General features: G+C 38.4%; 23 protein-coding genes. 17 read left to right on the forward strand and 6 right to left on the reverse strand.

Annotation, left to right across the window (positions count from 1 at the left end):
* Positions 1-3 precede the first annotated feature (3 nt).
* Complete coding sequence (locus M1F25_RS08675; RefSeq protein WP_181489589.1) at positions 4-717, forward strand: RNA polymerase sigma factor FliA; 714 nt, start codon at positions 4-6, stop codon at positions 715-717.
* 388 nt (positions 718-1,105) lie between these two features.
* Here the strand turns inward: M1F25_RS08675 and M1F25_RS08680 are convergent, their stop codons facing one another.
* On the reverse strand, positions 1,106-1,555 hold the full coding sequence (locus M1F25_RS08680) for a GNAT family N-acetyltransferase (RefSeq protein ID WP_140170695.1): 450 nt from the start codon (positions 1,553-1,555) through the stop codon (positions 1,106-1,108).
* Between the two features lie 209 nt (positions 1,556-1,764).
* On the opposite strand from M1F25_RS08680, the gene cbpA reads away from it, so the two are divergent.
* From cbpA to M1F25_RS08720, 8 genes are all read left to right on the forward strand, one after another.
* Positions 1,765-2,703, forward strand: coding sequence for a curved DNA-binding protein (gene cbpA / locus M1F25_RS08685; RefSeq protein WP_181489693.1), 939 nt, complete (start codon positions 1,765-1,767; stop codon positions 2,701-2,703).
* Positions 2,703-2,996 carry a chaperone modulator CbpM gene (locus M1F25_RS08690; protein WP_004255543.1) on the forward strand — a complete coding sequence of 98 codons (294 nt, stop codon included), beginning with the start codon at positions 2,703-2,705 and terminating at the stop codon, positions 2,994-2,996. The genes cbpA and M1F25_RS08690 overlap by 1 nt, the downstream gene beginning before the upstream one ends.
* A 554-nt stretch (positions 2,997-3,550) precedes the next feature.
* Positions 3,551-9,202: a DUF637 domain-containing protein gene (locus M1F25_RS08695; protein WP_181489590.1), complete on the forward strand. Its 5,652-nt coding sequence runs from the start codon at positions 3,551-3,553 to the stop codon at positions 9,200-9,202.
* 9 nt (positions 9,203-9,211) lie between these two features.
* The gene (locus tag M1F25_RS08700) at positions 9,212-9,718 is read left to right on the forward strand and encodes a contact-dependent growth inhibition system immunity protein (RefSeq protein WP_181489591.1); all 507 of its coding nucleotides are present in this window, start codon (positions 9,212-9,214) and stop codon (positions 9,716-9,718) included.
* Positions 9,697-10,059 (forward strand): hypothetical protein, encoded by a 363-nt coding sequence (locus M1F25_RS08705; protein WP_181489592.1) that lies wholly within the window; start codon positions 9,697-9,699, stop codon positions 10,057-10,059. Before M1F25_RS08700 ends, M1F25_RS08705 begins: the two co-directional genes overlap by 22 nt.
* Before the next feature lie 82 nt (positions 10,060-10,141).
* Entirely contained in the window at positions 10,142-10,648 is a 507-nt protein-coding gene (locus M1F25_RS08710; protein ID WP_181489593.1) for a contact-dependent growth inhibition system immunity protein, read from the forward strand.
* The gene (locus M1F25_RS08715) at positions 10,627-11,067 is read left to right on the forward strand and encodes a hypothetical protein (RefSeq protein WP_250690670.1); all 441 of its coding nucleotides are present in this window, start codon (positions 10,627-10,629) and stop codon (positions 11,065-11,067) included. The genes M1F25_RS08710 and M1F25_RS08715 overlap by 22 nt, the downstream gene beginning before the upstream one ends.
* On the forward strand, positions 11,068-11,574 hold the full coding sequence (locus tag M1F25_RS08720) for a contact-dependent growth inhibition system immunity protein (protein WP_125890846.1): 507 nt from the start codon (positions 11,068-11,070) through the stop codon (positions 11,572-11,574).
* Between the two features lie 298 nt (positions 11,575-11,872).
* Here M1F25_RS08720 and M1F25_RS08725 read toward each other — a convergent pair whose 3' ends face one another.
* Together M1F25_RS08725 and M1F25_RS08730 are read right to left on the reverse strand one after the other, a co-directional pair.
* The gene (locus M1F25_RS08725; protein ID WP_181489595.1) at positions 11,873-12,490 is read right to left on the reverse strand and encodes a bifunctional 4-hydroxy-2-oxoglutarate aldolase/2-dehydro-3-deoxy-phosphogluconate aldolase; all 618 of its coding nucleotides are present in this window, start codon (positions 12,488-12,490) and stop codon (positions 11,873-11,875) included.
* 12 nt (positions 12,491-12,502) lie between these two features.
* Complete coding sequence (locus M1F25_RS08730; protein ID WP_112308156.1) at positions 12,503-13,462, reverse strand: sugar kinase; 960 nt, start codon at positions 13,460-13,462, stop codon at positions 12,503-12,505.
* 202 nt (positions 13,463-13,664) lie between these two features.
* Here M1F25_RS08730 and kdgR point away from each other — a divergent pair, with 202 nt between their 5' ends.
* Together kdgR and M1F25_RS08740 are read left to right on the forward strand one after the other, a co-directional pair.
* On the forward strand, positions 13,665-14,447 hold the full coding sequence (kdgR, locus tag M1F25_RS08735; RefSeq protein WP_004255519.1) for a DNA-binding transcriptional regulator KdgR: 783 nt from the start codon (positions 13,665-13,667) through the stop codon (positions 14,445-14,447).
* Between the two features lie 176 nt (positions 14,448-14,623).
* Positions 14,624-14,983: a hypothetical protein gene (locus M1F25_RS08740; protein WP_164455762.1), complete on the forward strand. Its 360-nt coding sequence runs from the start codon at positions 14,624-14,626 to the stop codon at positions 14,981-14,983.
* Between the two features lie 52 nt (positions 14,984-15,035).
* Here the strand turns inward: M1F25_RS08740 and M1F25_RS08745 are convergent, their stop codons facing one another.
* Positions 15,036-17,078, reverse strand: a complete 2,043-nt coding sequence (locus tag M1F25_RS08745) for a choline transporter (RefSeq protein ID WP_004255510.1) — start codon at positions 17,076-17,078, stop codon at positions 15,036-15,038.
* Between the two features lie 209 nt (positions 17,079-17,287).
* Here M1F25_RS08745 and betI point away from each other — a divergent pair, with 209 nt between their 5' ends.
* The 3 genes from betI to betA are packed head-to-tail and all read left to right on the forward strand — an operon-like array spanning position 17,288 to position 21,110.
* On the forward strand, positions 17,288-17,890 hold the full coding sequence (gene betI, locus M1F25_RS08750) for a transcriptional regulator BetI (RefSeq protein WP_112308222.1): 603 nt from the start codon (positions 17,288-17,290) through the stop codon (positions 17,888-17,890).
* A gap of 22 nt (positions 17,891-17,912) precedes the next feature.
* The gene (gene betB / locus M1F25_RS08755) at positions 17,913-19,391 is read left to right on the forward strand and encodes a betaine-aldehyde dehydrogenase (RefSeq protein WP_164565350.1); all 1,479 of its coding nucleotides are present in this window, start codon (positions 17,913-17,915) and stop codon (positions 19,389-19,391) included.
* A 39-nt stretch (positions 19,392-19,430) separates the two neighbouring features.
* Positions 19,431-21,110, forward strand: coding sequence for a choline dehydrogenase (gene betA, locus M1F25_RS08760; protein WP_096865099.1), 1,680 nt, complete (start codon positions 19,431-19,433; stop codon positions 21,108-21,110).
* A gap of 337 nt (positions 21,111-21,447) precedes the next feature.
* On the opposite strand, the gene cutA is transcribed toward betA, so the two are convergent.
* Entirely contained in the window at positions 21,448-21,795 is a 348-nt protein-coding gene (gene cutA, locus M1F25_RS08765) for a divalent-cation tolerance protein CutA (RefSeq protein WP_094961204.1), read from the reverse strand.
* Positions 21,796-22,431: 636 nt separating this feature from the next.
* Here cutA and M1F25_RS08770 point away from each other — a divergent pair.
* On the forward strand, positions 22,432-23,904 hold the full coding sequence (locus tag M1F25_RS08770) for an anion permease (RefSeq protein WP_036957836.1): 1,473 nt from the start codon (positions 22,432-22,434) through the stop codon (positions 23,902-23,904).
* Between the two features lie 90 nt (positions 23,905-23,994).
* Here the strand turns inward: M1F25_RS08770 and M1F25_RS08775 are convergent, their stop codons facing one another.
* Positions 23,995-24,201, reverse strand: coding sequence for a 3-oxoacyl-ACP synthase (locus M1F25_RS08775; protein ID WP_226617192.1), 207 nt, complete (start codon positions 24,199-24,201; stop codon positions 23,995-23,997).
* A gap of 331 nt (positions 24,202-24,532) precedes the next feature.
* On the opposite strand from M1F25_RS08775, the gene M1F25_RS08780 reads away from it, so the two are divergent.
* Entirely contained in the window at positions 24,533-25,405 is an 873-nt protein-coding gene (locus M1F25_RS08780) for a DMT family transporter (RefSeq protein WP_036957835.1), read from the forward strand.
* Between the two features lie 230 nt (positions 25,406-25,635).
* Positions 25,636-25,956, forward strand: coding sequence for a hypothetical protein (locus M1F25_RS08785; protein ID WP_004255491.1), 321 nt, complete (start codon positions 25,636-25,638; stop codon positions 25,954-25,956).
* Positions 25,957-25,968: the final 12 nt, after the last annotated feature.

Raw genomic sequence — 25,968 nt, forward strand, 5'->3', positions numbered from 1 at the left:
GTTGTGAGTGATTTGTATACTGCCGAAGGTGTGATTAATAAAAATAGCCTATGGGAGCGTTATTACCCTCTAATACGCCATGAAGCCCTAAAACTGCAAGTTAGACTACCCGCTAGTGTTGACATTGACGACTTAATTCAAGCGGGGGGCATAGGCTTACTGCATGCATTGGAACGTTTCGATGTGACTCAAGGGGCATCGTTCGCTACCTATGCGGTGCAGCGTATTCGTGGCTCAATGCTAGATGAATTGCGCAGCCGTGACTGGGTGCCGCGTAGTGTACGCCGCCAAGCGCGTGAAATGACCAAAGCCATTGGTGCGCTGGAGCAATCATTAGGGCGAAGTGCGACTGAGCCGGAAATCGCCAAAGCGCTGGATATTGACCTTGCTGAGTATCGCCAAGTGCTACTAGACACCAATAATAGCCAACTGTTTTCCTATGATGAGTGGCATGAAATTCACGGGGAAAGCTGTGAGCCACAAATGGATGAAGATGACGGCGGTAACCCGTTGAGCTTGTTGCTGGACTCCAGCTTGCGTGACCAAATTGCGGCGGCGATTGAGCAGCTGCCTGAGCGCGAGAAAATGGTGCTGACGCTGTATTACCAAGAAGAGCTGAATTTGAAGGAGATTGGCGCGGTGTTGGAGGTGGGGGAGTCAAGGGTGAGTCAGCTGCATAGTCAGGCTGTAAAACGCCTCCGCGGCAAATTGAAGTGATGCTCGTCATACTTCGCACCACAGCGTTGTTGGCTTCACTAGTTCACCCTAGTCACATACTGATGTATGCTCCTAGGGCTAAACTAGCTAGCCGCCTAGCTGTAGCACGAATTATTTAGAGCATCCGCATTAGGGGAGTTTTTAATAAAACCTAAATTGAAACTGTTTTTGAGATATTCCCCGTGTTTTCCATACTTGTGTATGCTTCTTGGGTTAAACTTGCTTGCCGCCTAGCTGTAGTACAAATTATTTAGAGCATCAATATCGAGATATTTTAATACTCGTTTAAATTAAATTTGTTTTTATGTGTCTATGTCAGTCTTTTACTAACGAGATGAGTTGCTTATCACTCTATCATTTTCTACGTTTTTAGTAATTTTACTTTCTATTATTCATCCAGCTCTGCCGATCTAACCAAAAAATTCTCTGCCGTGGTGTGCCATGCTCTTGGGGATTGGGTGAACCCCAGTTTTAAGTATTCGGTGAGGTTGCTGTCGGTGGAGAAAAATAAAATCTGGCAGTCGGCGGGGAGTTCTTCAGCGACGAGGCGCATTAATTGGCGGTCGATACCGTGTTTTTGATAATGCATATCAACGGCCAGTTCGCAGATATAACAGCAAGAACTAAAATCCGTCACCGTGCGGACAAAACCGACCACTTGTTCGTCATCCCATGCACTAACCAATAAATCCGCGTTATTCAGCATTGCATCTAATTGAGTAAGATTATCGGTTGGCACCATTTCTTTAAATGGTGACTGGCGAATTAATCGAATAAAATCCTCAATAGAGATAGCAAAATTGACTTTATAGTTCAGGCGATTGGCAAGCGCATCCATAGAGTTCCCCTATTAATCAAACGGCACTCTTATAGGTTTAGCCTGAAATAGCGTAAATTTCCTGTTTTTTGTGGAATTTTATCATGGCCTAGCTATTCCAATTACTGCGTAAATGTCCTAAGTTAAATTCAAGGTCGTTGTGATGTTTAACCCAATTGGGTAAATACCATAAGAATTCTATTCAACAGATAAGTGAACGAGATATGACTATGGAACTAAAGGATTATTACAGCATCATGGGTGTTAAGCGCACCGATGATTTAAAAACCATTAAGACCGCGTATCGCCGTTTAGCGCGAAAATATCACCCCGATGTCAGTAAAGAGCCGAATGCCGAAGCGCGATTTAAAGAAATTGCAGAGGCGTGGGCGGTACTCAGCGACAAAGAAAAACGCGCGGAATACGATGAAATGTGGGAGCACAGAAATGATCCCTATTTTAACCAAGCCAACCAAGGCCAACAAAGCCACACATATTCTCAGCAAGGGTTTGATGCGGGTGGTTTTGATGACATTTTTTCATCGATGTTTTCCCAACGTACACGTGGTGGCACAAGGCAAGCACGCAGTCACCGCGGGCAGGACTTAGAAGTTGAACTGGCTGTTTTCCTTGAAGAAACCCAAGAACCACATAAACGTACCATTAGCTATAACTTACCCGTCTATAACGCTTTTGGTTTTATCGAAAATGAAGTTCCCAAAACACTTAATGTGACTATCCCGGCAGGGGTGATTGATGGGCAACGTATTCGCTTAAAAGGGCAAGGCACAGCGGGGGAAAATGGCGGTGAAAATGGCGATCTATGGATAACCATCCGCATTGCACCACATCCATTATTTGATATCAAAGGCCATGATTTAGAAGTGGTCGTGCCGCTTGCGCCATGGGAGGCAGCCCTCGGAACTAAAGTCACCATTCCAACATTAAAAGACCCGATTGTGATCACCGTTCCTGCTAATAGCCAAGCTGGCCAAAAATTACGCCTTAAAGGTAAAGGGCTGAAACATAAAGGCACAGCTGGGGATCTGTATGCGATTATAAAAATCGTGATGCCAAATAGCAGTAATGCAGAGTCGGATGCGCTATGGAAGAAGTTGGCTGAGAGCCATACGCACTTTGACCCGCGTAAAAATTGGGGAGGAAAATAATGGAACAGTTAACCACATTAACCGTTATTGATTTTTGCGTTCATACCGGTATTGCTGAAGATGAATTACAGGAAATTGTCGGCCTTGGGATAATTCAACCTATTGAAACTACTAATGAATGGTTGTTTGACGACCAAGCGGTAGTCATTGTGAGAAGAGCCGTGCGTCTTTACCATGAATTAGAAATTGACTGGCCGGGCATTGCAATGGCTATGAGCCTAATGGATCAAAATGAAATACTCCGACGCGAAAATGAGATGTTGCGTTTACAGTTAAAACGTTTTATTGGTTAGTTAGCCAATAATTTAATTATTCACCACCACAAGCCTTAATAAGTAAATTAGGTTTGTGGTGGTTATAGTTGCTATTTGTTTTTTAAACTAATCATGTTTTTAATTTTTATAAGACATATAATAAATTTGATGCTTGCTTGATATATTTATCATCGTTATTTTTTATGCTAGGTCATATAGGGACATATACATGAAAAATACTATTATCATTTTTATGAAAATAATAAGCTTGATATTCACTTTTAATAAATATGCTTATTCTTTTTTGACGTCACTATCAATTTTCAGGGATATCCATGCTCAAGATAAAAATCCAAGATTGATATCAAAATTAAATCAAAGAAAAGAATTATAAAACCAGCCGTTAAAAAAGAAGGAGGAAATGAAAATAGTATTAAAAAAATGGAATTAAACTCATCATATGTTTTAGTTAATGAAGTTAGAACACAAAGAATTCTAGCACTCCCTTGTATTATCCATCGAAATTAAAGGTAAATAATTGGTCATTACATTGGAATATTCAAGTTAACTCATAATCTATGTAGGAGAAGTTTATGGTTGAACATAAAATACCACGTTTGAAGCGTTTTATTATCTACTATCTGATGTGTTTATTTATATTATTTCCGATTAATCCATCTTGGGGTAGTAATGTTTTAATTTCAGGGAATGACTCTTCAGTTTATCAAAAAAACAGCACCACTATTGTTAATATAGCTACTCCAAATGAAAATGGTATTTCGCATAATAAATACCAACAATTTAATATCCTTGAAAAAGGTATTATATTAAATAATTCAAAGAATACCGTAAAAACTCAACTCGCAGGGGACATAAATGGAAACAATAGGTTAAGAGGAATTAATGCAGAACTGATTATTAATGAAGTTGTAGGTGATAGTCAGTCCCAGTTACTTGGAAAATTGGAAGTGGCGGGAAAATCTGCGAATGTGATTATAGCAAACCCAAATGGAATAACGTGCAATGGATGTAGCTTTATCAATGTTCCCGCGCTCACCCTAACAACAGGAAAACCATTTCTTGGTAGCGACGGTCAATTATCTGCTATTGAAGTAAAAAAAGGGACGATCACCATTGGCAATAAAGGAATGAATGCCGAAACCCCAAATTATACGGATATTATTAGCCAAGCAATGGTTCTTAATGGACAAATTAAAGGGAAAAATGTCTCATTGATGCATGGGAATAATCGTATTGATTTCCAAAAAGGAACTGTAACATCAATTAATGGCGAAATACAAAGCCCTATTATTGCTATTGATACAAAAGCACTTGGAGGCATGTATGCTGGCCAAATAAAATTAACGAGTACAGCATCAGGTATAGGAGTCAATTTAAATAACATTTACACCACTCAAGGGAGCTTAATACTAACTGCTGATGGGAAAATTACAACAAATGGTAATATTCAATCAAAAAATGAAATTAATGTTAGTGGTAAAGAACTCTATATTAAGAAAAATGCAAAATTAAATGCGGAAAATGATATTACCCTTGCGACAAATTCTTTAATCAATGAAGGCGAGATTATAGCAGGTAAGGACATGCGTATTTTTTCTAATACAATTAAAAATACGGGTGAAAAAGCACTTGTTCAAGCGAAAGAAAATTTGTGGATACAGAAAAATGCAATTGGAGATTTAAGTCAATCTATCGTAAACAAGTCCGCAACGATTAAAACAGAAAAGGGAGACTTGGTTGTTAGAGCGAAAGAGGTTGCAAATAACCGAAGCTTAGAGGGACTATATTTTACCGCTCAAGGTAGTGATGATAAAAAATCTGTTTTTTCCAATGATGCAGTGGGTAAGGAATTTAAAAATCCCATTATTTTAAACCCGATAAAAGAAGGAATAACAGATGATGGAGTTCTTTATTTTCTGACACATAATTATGATGTGCCCGCCTATGATTTTAGAGACTGGCAAAATAGTTATTTTGTCAATTCTGGGATTAGTGACCCAAAAAGAAACTTGGAGTTTTTAAATAGATTGCTTGGTGGTACAGTTCCCATTTCTTCCCTACCTGTTATTAATCTAGGAAATTATAAATATGCCTATAAAACCATTGGTAAAACAGGTGATATCTTGGCTGGTAAGAACTTATATATATCCGCTAATGAATTATTAAACTATGGTAGTAATATAAAATCAAAAGAAAATATGATATTGACAGGGAGGAGCTTCATAAATAGTAGTTTATTAGTTCAAAACGAACATGAGCGTTATTATAGGTTTACACCAAATGCCATGCGGAATGAATTAACATTCACAGATAGCCCTGCCATTAGCAATCAATTTATAGATTATAGTATTACTGGGTATAGACTACCTGATGAGACTTTTGCATTACGCCAAATAGACTACCCTATTTATGCTCCTGCCAGTATTTTCGCAGGTAATAATTTTATGAGTGATTTCTTAGAGGATGTGGATTTTAGATATACATCCAATGATAGAATATCACTAGGTAATGGCTTTGTTAAAGGCATTATTAATAAACCTGATTATGGCAACTCAAAAGCAAGTAAGCTATATCCATCTAATCGCTATTCTCACCTTGATTATTATGATGATAAACCTTTCATCGTTCTACCAAAAGATAAAGAAATCATTCAGGATGTACCTAATATTGTTACTGCTAAAAATGTTTTTATCAAGGGGGGAAATGTTAAAATTAATCATGGGTTAAAATCCGAACAGGATGTATACATATTTTCTAATACAAATATTGATTTAGAAAATGCAGAAATAGATACAAAGCATGATTTTATTCTTTCAGCTGATAAAAATATAGAAGTAAGGAAAAATAGTCAAGTAAATGCAAATAATGCGTTTATAAAATCTTTACAAGGCAGTGTGTTGATTTCAAATGACACGCCTGAAAGATATTACAATAAAAATGGGAAAGCATATGAAGGAAATATTTCAGTTAAAAATGATATCTTAGTGCAAGCAAAAGGAAATATAATTTTTCTCGATTCAGTGATAAAATCTCTAAATAATTTCTCTGTAAATGCAGGTGAAAATATATTGTTTTTGGAAAACGATATAAATACCCCTAAGATACGAGTTAAAGAATTATGGGATAGTGAAAAATATAAAACTAACTTTAATAACTTTCTTAACAATAGAGGGAAAATACAAACAAATAAAGACTTATTGCTTCAAGCGGGTGGTAATTTATTTTCATCAGGTTATGGTTTTTATTCTAATAATAACATTAATTTTATAAATGGCTCTGAGCTTTCAATTAGACCTCGATTCTCGTCTGGTGAATATGATGCTGTTCTTACGGACACACTAGATGCATATTTTTTACCAGAAAAAGCGAATGAATTAACGCGAGTATTATCTCATTCACAAATACAGAAACTAATTGCTCCCATTTCCGCTAAAAAAGATCTCACTATGATGAGTGGTGAAGATATGGGGATTATTTCAGCTAACCTTTCGAGTGGGGGAAACATCACACTATCAGCGGGCAAACAACTTACTCTTGATTCTACATCATATTCCTTGACTGACTTTCCAACTAGGAATTTTTATGAAAGGAAAAATTTAGTCACTTCAATTGAGAGTGGTAAAGATATTGTTTTAAGTTCCGCTGGAGATTTTGTTAGTCGAGGCGCTAAGTTAGAAGCAGGTAAAAATATCACAATTACAAGTGATAACAATATCAAGTTTGAAGCATTAACAGAGGAAAGTCGAAAAAATAATACAGATAAAAGGGAACAACGTAGATCAGAAATTCATAGCGGGAAAAATATCACTTTATTGTCAAATGGTAGTACATTATTTCAAGCAACAAAACTTGCAGCGAAAGGCTTTATTGATATTGCAGCTAAGGGGGGGATCCTTTACGCACAATCTATGATTGAAACGACTAAGTGGGAGGAAGAGCGCAAATATTGCAATCGTTTTTTAGGTATAAAATCATGCTTCTGGGGTTCGACCCATGAAATAAAAAACTTTCAATCTGCTACGAATAAAGTCTCTGAATTTGTCGCAAATAAAGATATCAACTTATTTGCCAAAGACGATATCACATTAGAAGCGACAAAACTCAACACCAGACAAAATGCAAAGATAACTAGCCAGACTGGTAAAGTGAATTTTAAAGCAGTTAAAAATAGTAAGTTTGAGCAAGTCATTTCTAATTCAACTGGCTTTTATATTACTCACCGGGATAAGGGATATAAAGAGGACTCATGGGTATTACCCTCATTACATATTGGTGGTGCATTGACTGTTGGTGCCGCGAATGGTGTGAGTGCAGATGTTAAAGCTAAAAATGCTCAAAATTTAGAAAGTGTCCTTAATGAATTAGGGAAAAGGGATGAAACTAAATGGCTAGCCAGTTTAAAAGATCGTAAAGATATCCAATGGGATATTGTTAAAGATGCTTATGAGCAATGGGATTATGAAAGTCAGCATTTAAACCCTGTAGTGTCAGCATTGATTATGATTTCAATTGCAGCAATGACTCACGGAACGGCAACCGAGTTTGCAGCTTGGGCATCATCCGGATCTAGTGGTGTGACAGGAGGTGCAATATCCGGAGCGGCTTATAGTGGCGTGATGGCTTTATCAGCTCAAACAGCTAATGCATTGGTTGAAAATAAAGGAGATTTAACAAAAACATTTAATGCATTAGGCCGGAGCGAAACGGTTAAATCGATTATTACCCAGATGGCTGTTTCCGGCGCACTCAGTGGTTTAGATGTTCATATGGAGTGGGGAGCAGGAACTGGGGCTGAAGCGAAGCTACCTTTATTGAGTGATGGTGATTGGAGTAATGTGGCACAACGTGTTGCGGCACAATCTGTTGTTAGTTCAAGCATTAATACATCAATTCAAGGTGGCAGTTTTACTCAAAATTTAAAAAATGCATTTTTAGGTAATGTCGCTAATCAACTGAATGCAGAGGGTGCTAGGCTAATTGGCGATAATGGGCAAATTTTAGGTCAATCAGGGAAAATGCTCAGTCACGCTGCTGTGAGCGGGCTTGCTGCTGAGCTTTCAGGTAACAATACAAAAGGTGCTGTTGTTGGTGCTCTCGCTGCGGAATTTGCAGCGATTGCTCTAGATGATAATTTAATTCAGGCGCATGAATGGAAAAAGAAAGCAGAACAAAAAGCTCAAATGGCGAAAGCTTTTGGCGGATTTGCAGGTGCGATATTTACTGGCGAACCCGGAGGGGTTTATAGCGCAGCAAATAGTGCTGAGAATACTTTTCGTTATAACTATTTATCTCACAAGCAACGTGAGTTAATGGAAAAAGAGCTAGCTGCTGAGCCTAATCTTTTTAAGCGTGCTGGGATCCATATCAAATGGGGATTAGCCAGTAGTCATCAGGATGGTATTTTTGCTGCCGGTTTCGTTGCGGGAGTTCCTGCAGAGTTATGGGATACATTAAAAGATGTTGTAAATGGAACAATAAATTATGAAGAAACATGGGATGGGATACGTGCTTTATTAACAAGTGAAACAATGTTCAGTGATATAGCTGAGGGTGAAAAACAAGATATTCTAAATCGAATTAATAAAATTGAAATCGAATATCAGAAAGCTGGAGCTGATGGTGCGTTTAATGCGGGTTTAGAAACTGGTCAACTATTTACTAAGGTAGCAGGATATATTGTTACTGTTAAAAGTGCTGCTAGCATATCAGCGAATTCAGGCCGATATGTTGATGCGCTATTGAATGGTAAAAAATCTTGGCCTATTATAGATATCAAAGAAATATATAGAATTGAGCCGGACGGTAGAAAAACCTATATGGCTTTTGGAGAAGGCGTTTACAAGCAAGGCTATCCATTTGAAGATTATATTGGTAAATCTAGAAAACTAGCGGATAGTGAAAGGTTACCTGCGGGGACGGAAACATTTGACTATTTTACAAAAAATAAAGAAGCGATAAGTGTAAAAACATTAGATACGGGAGCTAAAACATATCAAAACCCAGTTAAGATCAGTTCAAAAATAAACGGATATATAAATGATGTGGTTAATTTTAAAGGGATAGATCAATCAAGGCTCACACTATTAAATTCAGATATCAAACTAAGGACTATAGAAATAGCAATCCCAAGTAAAACAACTTCAGTTCAATGGGTGGAAATTAATAAATCCATAGCTTATTCTATAGAGAATAATATTAATATGAAAATTACAGTAGTAAAATAGGGGGGAGAGATGGAAAACTATGACTCTGGAAATAATATATCCATTCGAGTAAATGATTTTTTTTATTTTATTATGGTTTTGTCAGGGTATCATTTATTTGTAGTAGATGATACGGTTCCTATAGTATCAGTTAATAAAAAAGTCACAAATAGTGAGCTAGGTAAATTATCTAAAGTTGCTCTAAAAAAATGTAGAGTTATAGCTCCTCATGTAGATAGCTTTTTTTTTAATAGAGATCGCCTTGCAGAGTGTGAAAAAAAATGGCTCAGTGAAAACTTATCTTCTCTTGGTTTCAAAAATAAAAAAAATTTTTATCAATCAATGATGTTATGCAATATTAGAGAGAAAAATGGTTTTTTAACATTAAGGCCAACACTCCATAAAAAATTAGAAACATGGACGGGGGATGGGTTTACTGAGGATGACTATATTGTTTTGCCGGATAGTGTTTCTGATGAAGAACTCGGTGAAGCCATAAAGGAAGTACTTTCTCGTTGCCGAAGTGTGGTCAAGTAAAATGTCTAGGCTGTAGTGAAGGTGTTGACAAGCAAGGCTATCCATTTGAAGATTATATTGGTAAATCTAGAAAACTAGCGGATAGTGAAAGGTTACCTGCGGGGACGGAAACATTTGACTATTTTACAAAAAATAAAGAAGCGATAAGTGTAAAAACATTAGATACGGGAGCTAAAACATATCAAAACCCAGTTAAGATCAGTTCAAAAATAAACGGATATATAAATGATGTGGTTAATTTCAAAGGAATAAACAGCATTAAATTTAAGCTTGAAAAGTCAAGTGTAAAAAATAAAACGATAGAGTTAGCTATACCGTGTAAAACTACTCCAGCACAATAGATTGAAATTAATAAATCAATAATTTACGCTAATGATAAAAACATAAAACTTAATATAACGGTTGTTAAGTAAGGAACAATATATGCTTGATTATGATTCTGGGGATAATGTATCAATCCGAGTTAACGAACGATTTTATTTTATATTTGTTCTTTCGGGATATCATTTTTTTGTTAGAGATAATGAGACGCCCGTTTATTGTTTGGAAAAAGATACTGCTGAAGAAAAGTTAGGTGAAATGTTAAAGTTAGCATTAAGTCAGTGTCGAATTATAGATCCGTATGAAAATTCTTATTTTTTTGATAGGAAGAGGATTGATGAAGACTATAAAGAGTGGGTTGGTGATGTGTTAATTAAATGTAAGTTTAAAAGTATAAAATCACTTTTTTTAAATATGATGTCATGCAGCATTAAACGAATTAATGGTAACATTATATTGCAACCTAGTTTGCATAAAAAACTAAAAGATTGGACGAGAGATGGATATAGTGATGATGATGATATTATTTTACCGGATACAGTAACAAACGCAGAATTAGGTAAAGCCATAAAGGAAGTGCTTTCTCGTTGCCGAAGTGTGGTCAAGTAAAATGTCTAGGCTGTAGTGAAGGCGTTTACAAGCAAGGCTATCCATTTGAAGATTATATTAGTGTACATAGAAATTTTAAGAAAGCAGAAAGAATGTCATATGGGTTTGAAACTTTCGATTATTTTTCAAAGGGAGAAGCTGTAAGTGTGAAAACCTTAAATACCAGTGCAAAGACACACCAAAAGCAGAATGAAATAAATCGAGTACTTAACAGTTACATTAATAAAGTAAATGATTTTAAAGGTGCTAGTAAGTCCGGCGTTGAATTGAAAAGCTCAGATATAAAAACTAAAACAATAGAGCTAGGAGTTCTAGATAAAACAACAGCATCACAATGGCTGGAAATCAATCAGTCAATAATATATGCAGCAGAAAAGAATATAAGTCTTAGTGTAATAATTGTAAAGCAAGGAGGATAGATGAGTAATTCTTCTACTAAAGAGTCTTGGGTAAGCATTTACTTTAATGAGGAGTATTATTTTATACATACCATTTCGCGTTATAATCTCCGTGTTTTGGACTATAAAATGCCTATTTATCATCTTTCGAAAGAGGTTGATACGCGGGAGTTAGGCAAAACAATATTTTTAGCGCTGGATAATAGTAGAATAATTGATATAAATACGCCCGAGGATATTTTTAGTCGTGATGGTGTATCTTTGGCCTATCAAAAATGGATTGATGATGGGAAAAAAATATGCAAGTCGAAAAACCGTAAAAGTTTTTTATTAAAAATGATGTTATGCCACATTTGTCGAGAGGGTGATCATATAATAATTACGCCAACACTCCATAAAAAATTAGAAACATGGACGGGGGATGGGTTTACTGAGGATGACTATATTGTTTTGCCGGATAGTGTTTCTGATGAAGAACTCGGTGAAGCCATAAAGGAAGCTATATCTCGTTGCCGAAGTGTTATTTGAAATTTATATTATTAGATAGTTAATAAGATTTTTAATGGGGTATATAAGTAGTATTAATAAAATAAACTTTATTGGTTTTCTTCTGCGAAAATAAAATATATGCAGTTTCATTCAATTCTTATTTATTTGTCAGTTATTTAAATAAATCTAAAAGCTAAGTTATTAGTAAATTGTATTATATTCTTTGATTAATTTGATAAAGCTAATAATGAAACAATATTTTAATAAACACGAACAACAAAAAAGCCCTTACCATCCAGTAAGGGCGCAATAACAACAACGAGATTTTTATTGTTAATTAAATAGTTGCGGCTTCGGCAATGAGTTTGCCGAGCTCTTGCCAGTTTTCATTGTCAATTAATTCATTCGGTACCATCCATGAACCGCCGCACACTAATACAGACGGTAATGCGGTGTATTCTTTTATATTTTTCACACCGATACCGCCAGTTGGCATAAATTTAACCGGGTAAACGGCGCTGAGTGCTTTGAGCATGGCAACCCCGCCAGAGGCTTCGGCTGGGAAGAATTTCAACGTGGTGAGATTAAATTCAAGGGCTTGCTCCACTAAGCTTGGGTTATTCACCCCAGGAATAATAATCACGTTCTTTTGTTGGCAATAAGCCACAATTTTTGGGTTAAAACCCGGGCTGACGATAAAATCTACACCCGCTTCAATGGCTTGGTCAACTTGCTCTGTGGTTAATACCGTACCTGCGGCAATCAGTAATTCAGGGTAAGCAGCACGCATATTTTTAATCGCTTGTACCGCGGCAGGGGTGCGGAAGGTGACCTCTGCACATGGCAGGCCATTTTCCACTAAAGCTTTTGCTAATGGCGCACCATGCTCTGCATTATTAATGGTGATAACAGGAACAACATTGAGTTTCTTAATTCTTTCAAGTAATTGATTCATGGTTAAAGCCTCTTAACATGTTTCTAAAGCAGTGGTTGGCATGGCTTCGGATGGAATAATCGCTCCCCGGTGTTGGATGACGGTTCCAGCCAGTAAATGACCTGTTTTTGCCGCTTCGCATGGGTTGCCACCTAAAATACGGCAAGCAAGGTAGCCGGCACTGAAAGAATCCCCTGCTGCAGTGGTATCAACCACGTGGTTGATTTTATTCGCAGGGACTTCAATACGTTCGTTATCGATAATCACAAAGCAGGCATCAGCACCGCGCTTGATCACTATTTCGTTCACACCATATTGTTGGGTACGTGCAATTGCATCAGTTTCATCAATATCACCGTAAAGCAGTTGTTCGTCATCAAAGGTCAGAAAAGCGATATCGGTTAAGCTTAAAATTTGCTGATAAGCCTGTTGTGCCGCTTGTTTGGAAGACCAAAGTGCGGGGCGATAGTTATTATCAAACACAATTTGGGCACCATGCTGTTTAGCTTGCTGTAACATTTCAAATAACAACTGGCGTGAAGCGCTAGGTAAAATGGCTAGGCTGATGCCACTTAAATAGATAAATTGTTGCGAATTTAGGATTTGCTGTGTGTGGGCTTTGCTGTTGTGGTCAAGACAAACGGCATCAAGCCAAAATTTTGCCGCGGCATTATCTCGCCAATAGAAAAAGCGGCGTTCGCCATCAGCAGAAGTTTCGATTAAATACATCCCAGGCAAATGTTTGTCCGAAATAAAGACCTCTTCAGTATTGATGCCTTCTTGTTGCCAACTGCTTAGCATTTGCTGGCTGAATGGATCCTGACCTAAACCGGTGATGTAACGGGTTGTCACACCGTGATCTTTAGTTAAACGAGACAGGTATAGCGCGGTATTGAGTGTATCCCCACCAAATGTTTGTCTATAAAGTTCACCCGATTTTTGCAACTCAACCATGCATTCACCAATAACGGCAACTTGCGGATGTGTATTCATTTTCACCACCTGCGCGATTACGACTTAGTAAACTATTGCTACTTAATGATGCTATTAAAACCCATTTTAAATAGAACTTCAATAAAAATGAAACGCCGTTTTAAAAATATCAAATCGACGTTCTTGTTTTTATCATGATAGCCACTTATGCTATTAGTTAGGGTGTAATGTCGATATCAATTTATAGGATGATGGAAAAATAATGGATAAAACGACTCAAACGGATGCTGTTTCAGCAGTGGTTAAGGTATTTAGCATTCTTAGCGCCCTTGGTGAGCAAAAAGAGATTGGTGTGTCTGAGCTTTCACAGCGTTTATTGATGTCAAAAGCCACGACATTTCGTTTTCTGCAAACGATGAAACAGTTAGGATATGTGGATCAAGAAGGTGAAGCAGATAAGTATTCACTGACCTTAAAACTCTTCGAATTAGGGGCAAAATCCCTCGAGTATGTTGACCTGATAGAAATTGCAGATAAAGAAATGCGCCGTATTGGCCAATTAACCCATGAAGCGGTGCATTTGGGTGCATTAGATGAAGATGCCATTATTTATATCCATAAAATCGACTCGAGTTATAATTTACGCATGTATTCACGGGTTGGGCGTCGTAACCCATTGTATTGCACCGCAATCGGTAAGATTTTACTCGCTTGGCAAGATGAAGAATCCATTCGTTTGGCATTGAAAGATGAAACTTTTAGTCAAAAAACGGCAACAACAATTTTAACGATAGAAGACCTGCTGGCGGAATTAGCCACCGTTCGTGAATGCCATTATGCACAAGACAGAGAAGAGCAAGAGTTAGGACTGCGCTGTATTGCTGTGCCAGTGTATGACCGCTTAGGTCATGTGGTTGCAGGGCTATCGATTTCGTTCCCAACGATTCGTTTTGATGAGCAGCGTATTGATGACTATGTCCAATTACTGAAAACGGCGGGGCGTAATATTTCAGAGAAAATGGGCTATCACCAATATCCATCATAGGGTTGATATAACAAGACTAAGCCAATTTCAATGATGTATCAATCAATTGATTTAATAACCTATGTAAATTATTTATTTGAATATTAAGGATTTTATAAATTTCACTTATTATTATTCAACACCATGTGTTTCTGCTGACATATAATATTTACTTATGGATACAGCAGGAAATTGATATGTTTAAAAAGGTTATTATTGCTATTTTTCTTTGTTTTACTTCTTATGGCTTTGCCAGCGACTTTACATTTAAAGAAAAGTCACCCGCTGATCGCGAGTTTAATCAAGACTACCAAGGAATTAAAAAATTACAGACACAACAAAAGTTTGTCTTTGATCCCAAAAAGAAACTTCCACAAGAAGAACAAAGTTATCAAGCTTTGTTAGAGCAGCGAAATGCAGATGAAAATGCGTTTTCAAAACATTTTAATGTGTGTGATGTTAACCCGACGGGAGCAGGGTGCCCTAATTCAATGGCTTGGATGAATGATCGCCAGCAAATGAAAAAAATGTTAGAGCAAGCGGGCCGCCCTTATTGATAAGTTGTTCATTTGTTGACTCTAAGGGAGCATCGCCCCCTTAGAGGTCAAATTATACAGATTCAGGGAATGTTAAGGTTGCACCGGGAGCTTCACGGCTTAAATGAATGAAATTCATATGTTTTTCATATTGGTCTAGAATATCGCTAATCACTTGTTCTTTGGTGTAATCCATTAAATCATTCCCTTGTGAGCCTTCCCATAAGAAGGTTTCTAAGCGGTAATAATGGGATTTCCCTGAACGTGCGCGATAGGTAAAACCGGGAACGGAATAGCGCTGTGGCCACACTTGGTAAATAAAGCTTTGTTCTTCACCAAGGTCAACAGTTAGCTCTAAATGGTCTAAGCGCTCATCAGCAATGGGTGGCAAGGTGTTAAATTCCACTTTCGCTCCCCTTAAACTGAGCTCTTTTGCCACTTCTTGCATAGCAGGAATGCACACCAAATCAAGCATCCGCTGGGTATAAGTCGTTCCCGGGAAATTCATCACTCGTCCCAAACGCTGTTTCCAATTGAGTGTTCCATTGCCATACAGCGGTGCTGGCGCATTGGTATTTAGCGAACTAACGCGTCTAAAGTCCTCAACTTTTAATGATTTATATAGCCCAGCCATAATAAAGAAGATCACAAAACTAAATGGTAAGCCCATGATCACCGTTGTATTTTGTAAAGCAGCGACGCCATCTGTCATTAACATCCCTAAGGTGAGTAAACCAATTGCGACAGACCAAAAAATTCGCAACCAATTAGGAGCATCATTGTTAATATCACTGAGTTTTGAGGTGAAATTACCTAATACTAATGAGCCGGAGTCAGCAGAGGTGACATAGAACAACAGCCCAGTAATGGTTGCAACAGAAGCGGTTAGGCCAAAGCCGGGGTAAAGCTCAAGTAGTGAATAGAAGCCTTTTTCGGGGGCGTCGAGGACGGTTTTGGCAAGTTCGCTATTGCCGTGAATGATTTCATACAATGCACTATTACCAAAAATAGATAACCACAATAGTGTGAAAACAAACGGAATAATTAAAGTACCGATCACAAACTGTCTAATGGTCCGACCACGAGAAATACGAGCGAGGAATAACCCAACAAATGGCGACCATGCTACCCACCACGCCCAGAAAAACAGCGTCCAGCTATTCATCCAATCCGTTGGGCGGTCAAAGGCAAAGCTATTGAGGGTCATACCCATAAAGCGGTTGATATAATCCCCCACATTCAGTACTAAGGCATTGAGTAAGAACTCGGTATCGCCGACAAATAAGATAAATAAAATCAAGCCAAATGCCAAAAGCACATTGAGCTCGGATAACACCCGAATACCTTTATTTACCCCAGATGTGGCAGAAATCACGGCCATAATCACTGATAGTAGAATTAACCCACTTTGCACGGGGAGCCCTTGAGGTAAGTCGAATAATACTTTGAGGCCATAATTCAGCTGGACAACCCCGATCCCAAGAGTTGTTGCAATACCGAAAATCGTCCCTAGTACTGCCGCAATATCTACTGTATGGCCAATTGGGCCGTCAATCCGTTTACCAAAAATAGGATAGAGTGCGGAGCGAATGGTTAGCGGTAAGTTATAACGATAACTGAAGTAACCCAGTGCAATCCCCATTAAGGCATACATAGACCAGCCCGTTAGGCCATAGTGGAACAGTGTCCACACCATCGCCTGACGAGCTGCTTCTAAGGTTTCGCCTTCGCCCGTTGGCGGCAGCATATATTGGGTGACCGGCTCAGCGACGGAGAAAAACATTAAATCGATACCAATTCCTGCCGCGAATAGCATCGCAGACCAGCTGAGCACGCTAAATTCAGGTTTAGATTGTTCAGGGCCGAGTTTGATATTACCAAAGCGTGAGGTAGCAACGAAAATGACAAAAACAATATAAAGCGTTGCTGCTAGCAGGTAATACCAACCAAAGGTTTTAGATACCCACCCAAGCGCGGCAACGATCCACTGATTTGCTGTTTCAGTCATCAAGATGGTGAAAAAAGAAAACGCCAGAATAAGACCGGCGGAAGTAAAAAAAACCACAGAATTCAATTTATCCTTCTGCTTATTTTTTGGGCTATTTTGAGTTGTCATTGGACATTCCACATTTTTATTTATTTAACAGGTTAAAATTACTTTCTAAGCTAATATATTGATTTATCAGCCAAGATTTGGTTTTTGTTATCTTCTCTCTTATGTTAATTGTGAATGAATTGTTGTAAACAATAGTTAATATTGATTGAACATTCAATCAAAAAAACGTTTAATAAAAGGGATCAATGTATTTTTTAGGTTCAAATACCATGCCGAAGATAGGAATGCAGTCGATACGTAAACAACAGTTAATTCAAGCCACATTGGCTGTGATTAATGAAGTTGGAATGCAGGAAGCCAGTTTTGTGTTAATTGCCCGTAAAGCCGGGGTTTCTACAGGGATCATCAGCCATTATTTTCGTGATAAAAATGGCTTGCTTGAAGCCACTATGCGCCATATTCAATACCAGTTGGGTTTTGCGGTGGCAATACGTTTACGCATGTTAACAGGGGCGGAGGCAAAACTACGAATTCAGGCGATTGTTGAAGGCAACTTCGATCCAACGCAAACCAGTGAGGCCGCGATGAAAACGTGGCTAGCCTTTTGGGCTAGCAGTATGCATCAACCGAATTTAAACCGCTTACAACAGGTTAATGACCGGCGTTTGTATTCAAACTTAAGCTATGAGTTTGGGCGGGTATTAAACAAGGCAGATGCGCGGATGGCAGCAAAGGGGCTGGCTGCTTTAATTGATGGCCTATGGCTACGTAGTGCTTTGAGTAATGAACAATTTCCTGTTAAGGATGCACTCAAAATCACTAACGAATACATCGATATGCAACTACAACGTGCTGAGGTTTTAGGAACCTAATAACCAATTCAGAGGAGATAATATGCAACATCCACCGATACATAAGCTTTATATTCATGGTGGTTATGTCGACAGTTCACAACCTGAATGCGGGCGATTTCCTGCAATCAACCCTGCCAATGGGGAAACTATCGCGGATCTGCAATCTGCGACCCTTGAAGATATCCAATGGGCGGTAGAAAGCGCTAAACAAGGCCAGAAAGTCTGGGCGGCAATGACTGCGATGGAACGCTCACGTATTTTACGCCGTGCGGTGGATATTTTACGAGAACGTAACGACGAATTGGCTTACCTCGAAACCCTTGATACGGGCAAACCGCTTTCTGAAACTCGTTATGTGGATATCGTTACAGGAGCGGATGTTCTTGAATACTATGCAGGTTTAATTCCGATGCTGGAGGGGCAGCAAATCCCTTTGCGTGATAGCTCGTTTGCTTATACTCGTCGTGAACCTCTTGGGGTTGTGGCAGGTATTGGTGCATGGAATTATCCTATCCAAATTGCGTTATGGAAATCAGCTCCTGCACTAGCAGCAGGTAATGCTATGGTGTTCAAACCCAGTGAAGTTACTTCGTTAACAGCGTTAAAGTTGGCTGAAATATACACTGAAGCGGGCGTGCCAGCAGGGGTATTTAACGTAGTGACAGGCCAAGGCGGTGAAGTGGGGCAATGGTTAACAGAGCACCCTGATATTGCCAAAGTTTCATTCACAGGGGGGATCGCAACCGGTAAAAAAGTGATGGCGAATGCATCAGCTTCTTCTTTAAAAGAGGTGACGATGGAACTAGGCGGTAAATCGCCTCTAATTATTTTTGATGATGCAGACTTAGATAAAGCCGCGGATATTGCCATGATGGCGAATTTTTATAGTTCAGGCCAAGTGTGTACCAATGGAACACGGGTTTTTGTGCCTGAATCGCTTAAATCACAGTTTGAGGACAAGATCACTGAACGTGTGGCTCGCATTAAAATAGGTTCACCCGTTGACGAAAACACCAACTTTGGGCCATTAGTCAGTTTTGCTCATATGGAAAACGTGTTGCGTTATATTGAGTTAGGCAAACAACAAGGCGCGAGGTTATTGTGCGGTGGTGAACGCTTAATGGATGGCGATTTTGCACAGGGAGCTTATGTTGCACCAACCGTATTCACCGATTGCCACGATGAAATGCAAATCACACAGGAAGAAATTTTTGGCCCTGTTATGAGTATTTTGAGTTATCAATCGGAAGACGAAGTGATTGCTCGTGCGAACAATAGTGTGTACGGGTTAGCAGCAGGATTGGTGACACAAGATTTAACACGTGCACACCGTGTTATTCATCAATTAGAGGCTGGGATTTGTTGGATTAATACATGGGGTGAATCACCAGCACAAATGCCTGTGGGCGGATATAAGCATTCCGGCGTTGGCCGCGAAAATGGCGTTATGACACTGCAAAATTATACACAAGTGAAATCCATTCAAGTGGAACTGGGGGAATTTGCATCCGTTTTTTAATCACATCATTTTAATTTGACTGAAACAGAGGAGATAACAATGGTCTATGACTATATTATTATCGGTGCTGGTTCAGCCGGTAACGTTCTTGCTACCCGCCTGACAGAAGATCCTGATGTTACTGTGCTGCTCCTTGAAGCAGGAGGACCGGATTACCGGTTCGACTTTCGCACACAAATGCCAGCGGCATTAGCGTACCCATTACAAGGGCGACGTTATAATTGGGCTTATGAAACTGACCCTGAACCGCATATGAACCACCGCCGTATGGAGTGTGGTCGTGGAAAGGGGCTTGGTGGCTCATCATTAATTAATGGGATGTGTTACATCCGAGGGAATGCTCTAGACTTTGATGGTTGGGCGGAAGCGCCTGGGTTAGAAGACTGGCGTTACCTTGATTGTTTACCTTATTTTAGAAAAGCGGAAACACGTGATATTGGCCCAAATGATTATCACGGCGGAGATGGCCCCGTCAGTGTGACAACACCGAAAAATGGCAATAATGTGCTATTTCATGCGATGGTGGAAGCAGGCGTACAAGCAGGGTACCCGCAAACAGATGATTTAAATGGGGTTCAACAAGAGGGTTTTGGCCCAATGGACCGTACAGTTACACCGCAAGGGCGACGAGCAAGTACAGCAAGAGGGTATTTAGACCAAGCGAAAAAGCGTAATAACCTGACTATTCTTACCCATGCCACGACAGATACCATTGAGTTTGAAGGGAAAAAAGCGGTTGGTGTTAAATATTATCAAGGTAATAGCACTACACCTACGGTAGTGAAGGCGAGTAAAGAGGTGCTTTTATGTGCAGGTGCGATCGCCTCACCGCAAATTTTGCAGCGTTCTGGAGTTGGGCCTGAGGATGTTTTGGCTGAGTTCAATATTCCAGCTGTGCACGTTTTACCTGGTGTTGGGCAAAACTTGCAAGATCACCTTGAAATGTATTTGCAATATGAATGCAAACAACCAGTTTCATTATATCCAGCCTTAAAATGGATAAACCAACCTAAAATAGGCGCTGAGTGGCTATTTAAAGGGACTGGAGTTGGCGCAAGTAATCAATTTGAAGCAGGTGGGTTTATCCGCACTAGCGAAAAATTCGCATGGCCAAATATTCAATTCCACTTTTTGCCTGTGGCGATTAACTATAATGGTAGTAATGCAGTCAATCAGCATGGTTTTCAAGCCCATGTAGGCTCAATGCGATCGCCTAGTCGAGGGCGTGTTCGCTTGAAATCCCTAGACCCAAAGCAACATCCAAGTATTTTGTTTAATTACATGTCATCGGAGCAAGATTGGGAAGAGTTTCGTGCCGCCATTCGTATTACTCGTGAAATTATGGCTCAGCCAGCACTTGACCCATATCGTGGGGATGAAATAAGCCCTGGCAAACAGATTAGCACTGATGAAGAGCTAGATGCATTTGTGCGCGAGAGAGCAGAAACCGCTTTTCATCCGTGTGGAACCTGTAAAATGGGTTACGATGATATGGCAGTCGTGGATGGTGCAGGGCGAGTTCACGGTATTGAAAATCTACGGGTTATCGATGCATCGATTATGCCGTTGATCATTACAGGGAATTTAAATGCAACGACCATCATGATTGCAGAGAAAATTGCCGATAAAATTCGAAACCGTCCTTCGTTACCCACAAGCAATGCAGATTATTATGTAGCAGGTGATAGGCAAGTGAGAAACCCGCCATTACGAGACTAGCTTATTCAGGCTATTTTTTATACACAAAGCGATTGATATTAATATCAGTCGCTTTTTTCTTTAAGGAGAATGCCGATAATAATAATAGCTGTCTAACCATGTAATGCCAAAGGGGCGAATAAATCGGACTTTTAGCAGGTTGAAGGAATATACGCTAGTCAATTTTAGACAAAAAAAACCTCCAAATATTAAGGAGGGAAAATAAATATAAAGCGAGCTTATTTATATAGCACTAATTTACGGTAAACCATAGCCGACCAGTTGAATTAATTTATACAAAAATGATATTAGCTCACAATTTATAACGCTATAGTTATTAAATTCAGATTAATATCTATTATTTGACAGAGTTAATCAGCCATTGCAGATAATTGTCTTCAACTTGGCTTGGGTCTAAGCGAATGAGTTCTGGGGTTTCATATGGGTGTATTTCTTTTATTGCATTAAATAGATTAAGTTGGTTTCCTTGGGTCGTTTTGATCAAGAGTAAAACCTCCTTATCTTGCGTGATATTACCATGCCATAGATAAACAGATGTTATTTCAGGCAGTAGGGAAACACATGCTGCTAAGCGATTAGCGAGTAAGTGTTGGGTAATTTTAATTGCACTTTCATGGCTATTGGTTGTACATAATACAATACATGGTTGTTGAGAATTTGTGATGTAAATGTTATCAGTGGGCATTTCGTTTCCTTATTAGTCATATTTTGATAAGTTTGATTACTCACATTTAGATTAGAGATAAAAATGGTATTGAGAACAGAGCATAATCACTATAAGTGTTTTTTTAAATTATCAGATAAGATAATAACTAATGTTAATTAAGCAGAGGTATTAATTTAATAGTAATATGCGTGTTTTTTAATCAATGTTGTCATTGTTATAATTTTTTATATATTCAATATAATTTTGAATATTTCTTGGTTTTATTTTATTAATTCGATTCAGTAATCATAAATTGAGGATGAACTATAAAAAAAATTGAAATTTTAGTATATTACTAACCAAATTTGATTATGTGACAAATGTGATTGTGTGCTGTTAACCTAGTAACAGAGCAAATAATAATCCCAGTTTTATTCTTACTCTTATTAATGTAAGTGTAGGCTTATCTTTTTGTGCAAGAAATATGGAACGATTGATATCTGAAATAATATATTACACATCGTTACAAACTGGCTTAAAATTTATCATAAAAGAATTCACGTACTGATAAATATCAAGGTTTTTGAGCTATATATTGTTAATCTAAAGATAAAATTAGAATATATAACTGAAATTACTCTGTATTTCCATCTTTATACGTGTATGGATAACCTTATGAATAAACTAACACCTTTAAAACCTGTACCAACTCTAATCGCAGTTGCAATAACATTAATTATTTGGTTCTTAATTCCTGTTCCCGAAGGTGTTAATCCAAATGCGTGGCATCTTTTAGCATTATTTGTAGGTACTATCGCTGCTATTATTGGTAAAGCTTTACCAATAGGAGGTGTATCTATTGTCGCTATTTCATTAGTTGCAGTAACCGGGGTCACTAACCCTGAATCAACTAAAGGGGCAATTGCGGATGCTTTAAGTGGCTTTTCTAATGATCTAATTTGGCTAATTGGTATTTCTATCATGGTTTCCATGAGCTTGAATAAAACAGGCCTGGGGGCAAGGATAGGTTATTATGTCATTTCTTTATTCGGTAAAAAAACATTGGGTATTGCTTATTCATTGGCAATAGCAGAAACAATATTGGCACCTGTGACACCAAGTAACACTGCTCGAGGTGGGGGAATTATTCACCCAATTATGCGTTCGATCTCGGATAGTTTTGGGTCAAAGGCTGAAGATGGAACCGCAGGTAAGATAGGGCGTTATTTATCGCTCGTTAACTACAATATTAACCCAATCACTTCTGCAATGTTTATTACGGCGACAGCGCCAAACCCATTAATTGTCAGTTTGATTATTAGTGAAACAAGCCAAGAAAATGAATTAACTTGGGGTATGTGGGCGATTGCGGCGTTTGTTCCTGCCATCGTGTCATTAATATTAATGCCTTTGGTGATCTATTTGATGTATAAGCCGGAAATTACTTCAACACCGGATGCGCCAAATTTTGCCAAAGAACGTTTACAACAATTAGGCCCAGTTTCATTACCTGAAAAAATAACTCTCGGTGTTTTTGGGTTGTTACTTTTGTTGTGGGCTGGTGTTCCTGCCATGATTTTTGGGCCTGCATATAGTGTTAATGCAACCACCGCGGCGTTTATTGGGTTGAGTGTTCTATTAGCGACAGGGGTTATTAATTGGGATGATGTTCTGAAAAACAAAGGGGCATGGGATACTGTCGTTTGGTTCTCTGCCTTAGTCATGATGGCGAGTTTTTTAGGTAAGCTCGGTCTCATAAAGTGGATGTCATTAACCGTCGGTGCAACTATTGATGGATTAGGCATTAGCTGGGTATGGGGAATGCTAATTCTTGTTTTAATTTATGTGTATTCTCACTATTTCTTTGCGAGTACAACCGCGCATATTACGGCGATGTATGCAGCATTTTTCTCGGCAGGTTTAGCCCTTGGCGCTCCACCAATGTTATTAGCTTTAACATTAGCATTCTCATCATCACTAATGATGTCATTGACACACTATGGTACGGGTACTGCACCTATTATTTTTGGTTCGGGTTATGCAACCCTTGCGGAATGGTGGAAAACAGGTTTCGTGATGAGCGTAGTTAACTTAGCCATTTGGTTCTTTATTGGTAGCGTTTGGTGGAAATTCTTAGGTTACTGGTAATTAGTTGAATTAGCTATTTTAGCTATATCAAAGAAAGTTAATAGAAATCGGGCGATAGGCTCGATTTCTTCTTTTTTTTAAAAGCTCATCCTACAAATAAGTGGCTATTGTGATAACAAGACCACTAATGATAGAAATTAGCATCACTTTTCCCCAACTGAAGACTGACGATGATTTTAAAGCGTGCTGCCATAACAAACTTATTTCATCGGCATGTGCATATTTTCTCTTATTGATCGCAGTCTTAATTTTTTTGATTTTATCATTATCTATCAGTAATGTTTTTTGAATAACCATGATATAACCTTTCATCAAGTTGTGCATTGTTTGTCTACCCTTGATTATCTCAGGCTATGTAAGAAGATAAATTGATGAGATTCTATGCAAACTTCCCCATTTATCGCGTTTAAAATCAGACTTAGTCTAGTTAATAAGAAAAAAGCAGCCAAGAAGTAAAATTATCTTTATTAAGAGGAAATGGCTCTTAATTTAAGGTCATATTTATCGTTCTTTGGCGAGATATTTTTTATTTAGGGAAGTCGGAGAGAAAGGCCATAAATGTGATTGGTTTACATACAAAAGCCAGTATGATGTATCTGCGAGTCAGTTAATTTATCCAGAGGAACACATGTATTCACAAAGAAAGGCAGAATTTTTCTTGGTGCTTACCACGATAATCGCGGCTTGGGGGTGGGTATTTTCCCGAGAATCAGTGCAGGGAATGCCTATTTTTGCCTTTCTTGGTAGCCGTTTTTTATTTGCAGCCATCATTTTAGCCCCTTTTTGTCGAGGGAAAAAAAATAGAATAACGGCGAAGCAATTACCAAAAATATTAATGACAGGCGGTTGGATGTCATTAAATATGGTGCTCTGGATCCACGCAGTTGCGATAACAGATTCAATTGGTGAAGGGGCTTTTATCATGAGCCTTGCTATGTTGTTTGTCCCGCTAGTCGCATGGGTTATTTTAAAAAATAAACCAGTTCGTTATTTCTGGGAGGCACTTCCGGTCGCTGTATTAGGGTTGGCATGTTTAACACTATTTAAGGCACAGCTTGAGTTTAAAGCAAGCCAACTGTGGTTTCTTGGTGCGGCAATTGTTCAAGCTATCTATTTTTGTTATACCAGTTTATATACTCGAACAATCCCTCTTTTGCCATTAACGACCATTCAGCTTGCTTGTACAGGAATGACTGGGTTAGTTTTGTCATTTTTTTTAGAAGAGTGGCCAAGTAGCATCACCGTACCTACCATGATGTGGTTTATTGCTAGTGTTGTAATAGCAACGAGTTTACGCTTTGTATTGCAACTTATTGGTCAAAAAAATACCACTGCCGGCAATGCTGCAATTATTATGATCCTTGAACCTGTTATGACCGTATTTGTAGCGGCTATTTGGTACAATGAAAGAATGCCTTTTGTCCAAATTGTTGGTTGTGTGCTAATTTTATCGGCATTATTCTATTACCGATGGCGTTGTTCTAATTCATTACCAAGGTAAAATACACATAATAAACAATGGGTCAATACAGATTTTTTATAAGAAAACAGCTATGATTAATATGCATAGTCAGTGATAGGGATGTTAATCTTAATAAGAACCTCTTATTTAGCATATTAAGATTAATGGTATTGAAAACATAAACGATATATCCAAAATAGCGTGAACTAGGAATAATAGCGGTTTAATATTATCACCTTAGTTAAAGCTGAATAGGAAACGGGCATAAAATGAAAAAATTAGCATTAATATTAGGTATGGCAGGAGCAATGGTTGTGTTGTCTGCATGTTCTGATGAAAAATCAGAAATTGCTGAATACAAAGACAACTTTGTTAATACTTGTGTCGTTGCATCTGGTAATCCTCAAGGTGAAACAGCAAAAGCAGTTACCGCAATTTGTGGTTGTGCCTACGATAAAACAATTGAAAAATATGGTTTAGCTGAGTTTAAACGTATGGATGCGGAATTAGAAAAATCAGGTACCGCAGAGCCTGAATTCCAAAAAACCATGATTGAATTCGTTCAACAGTGCTCGACTAACGCACGTTAATTATTTATTACT

It is taken from the genome of Providencia sp. PROV109, from assembly GCF_033681625.1.
GTDB classification, from domain to species: Bacteria; Pseudomonadota; Gammaproteobacteria; order Enterobacterales; family Enterobacteriaceae; genus Providencia; species Providencia hangzhouensis.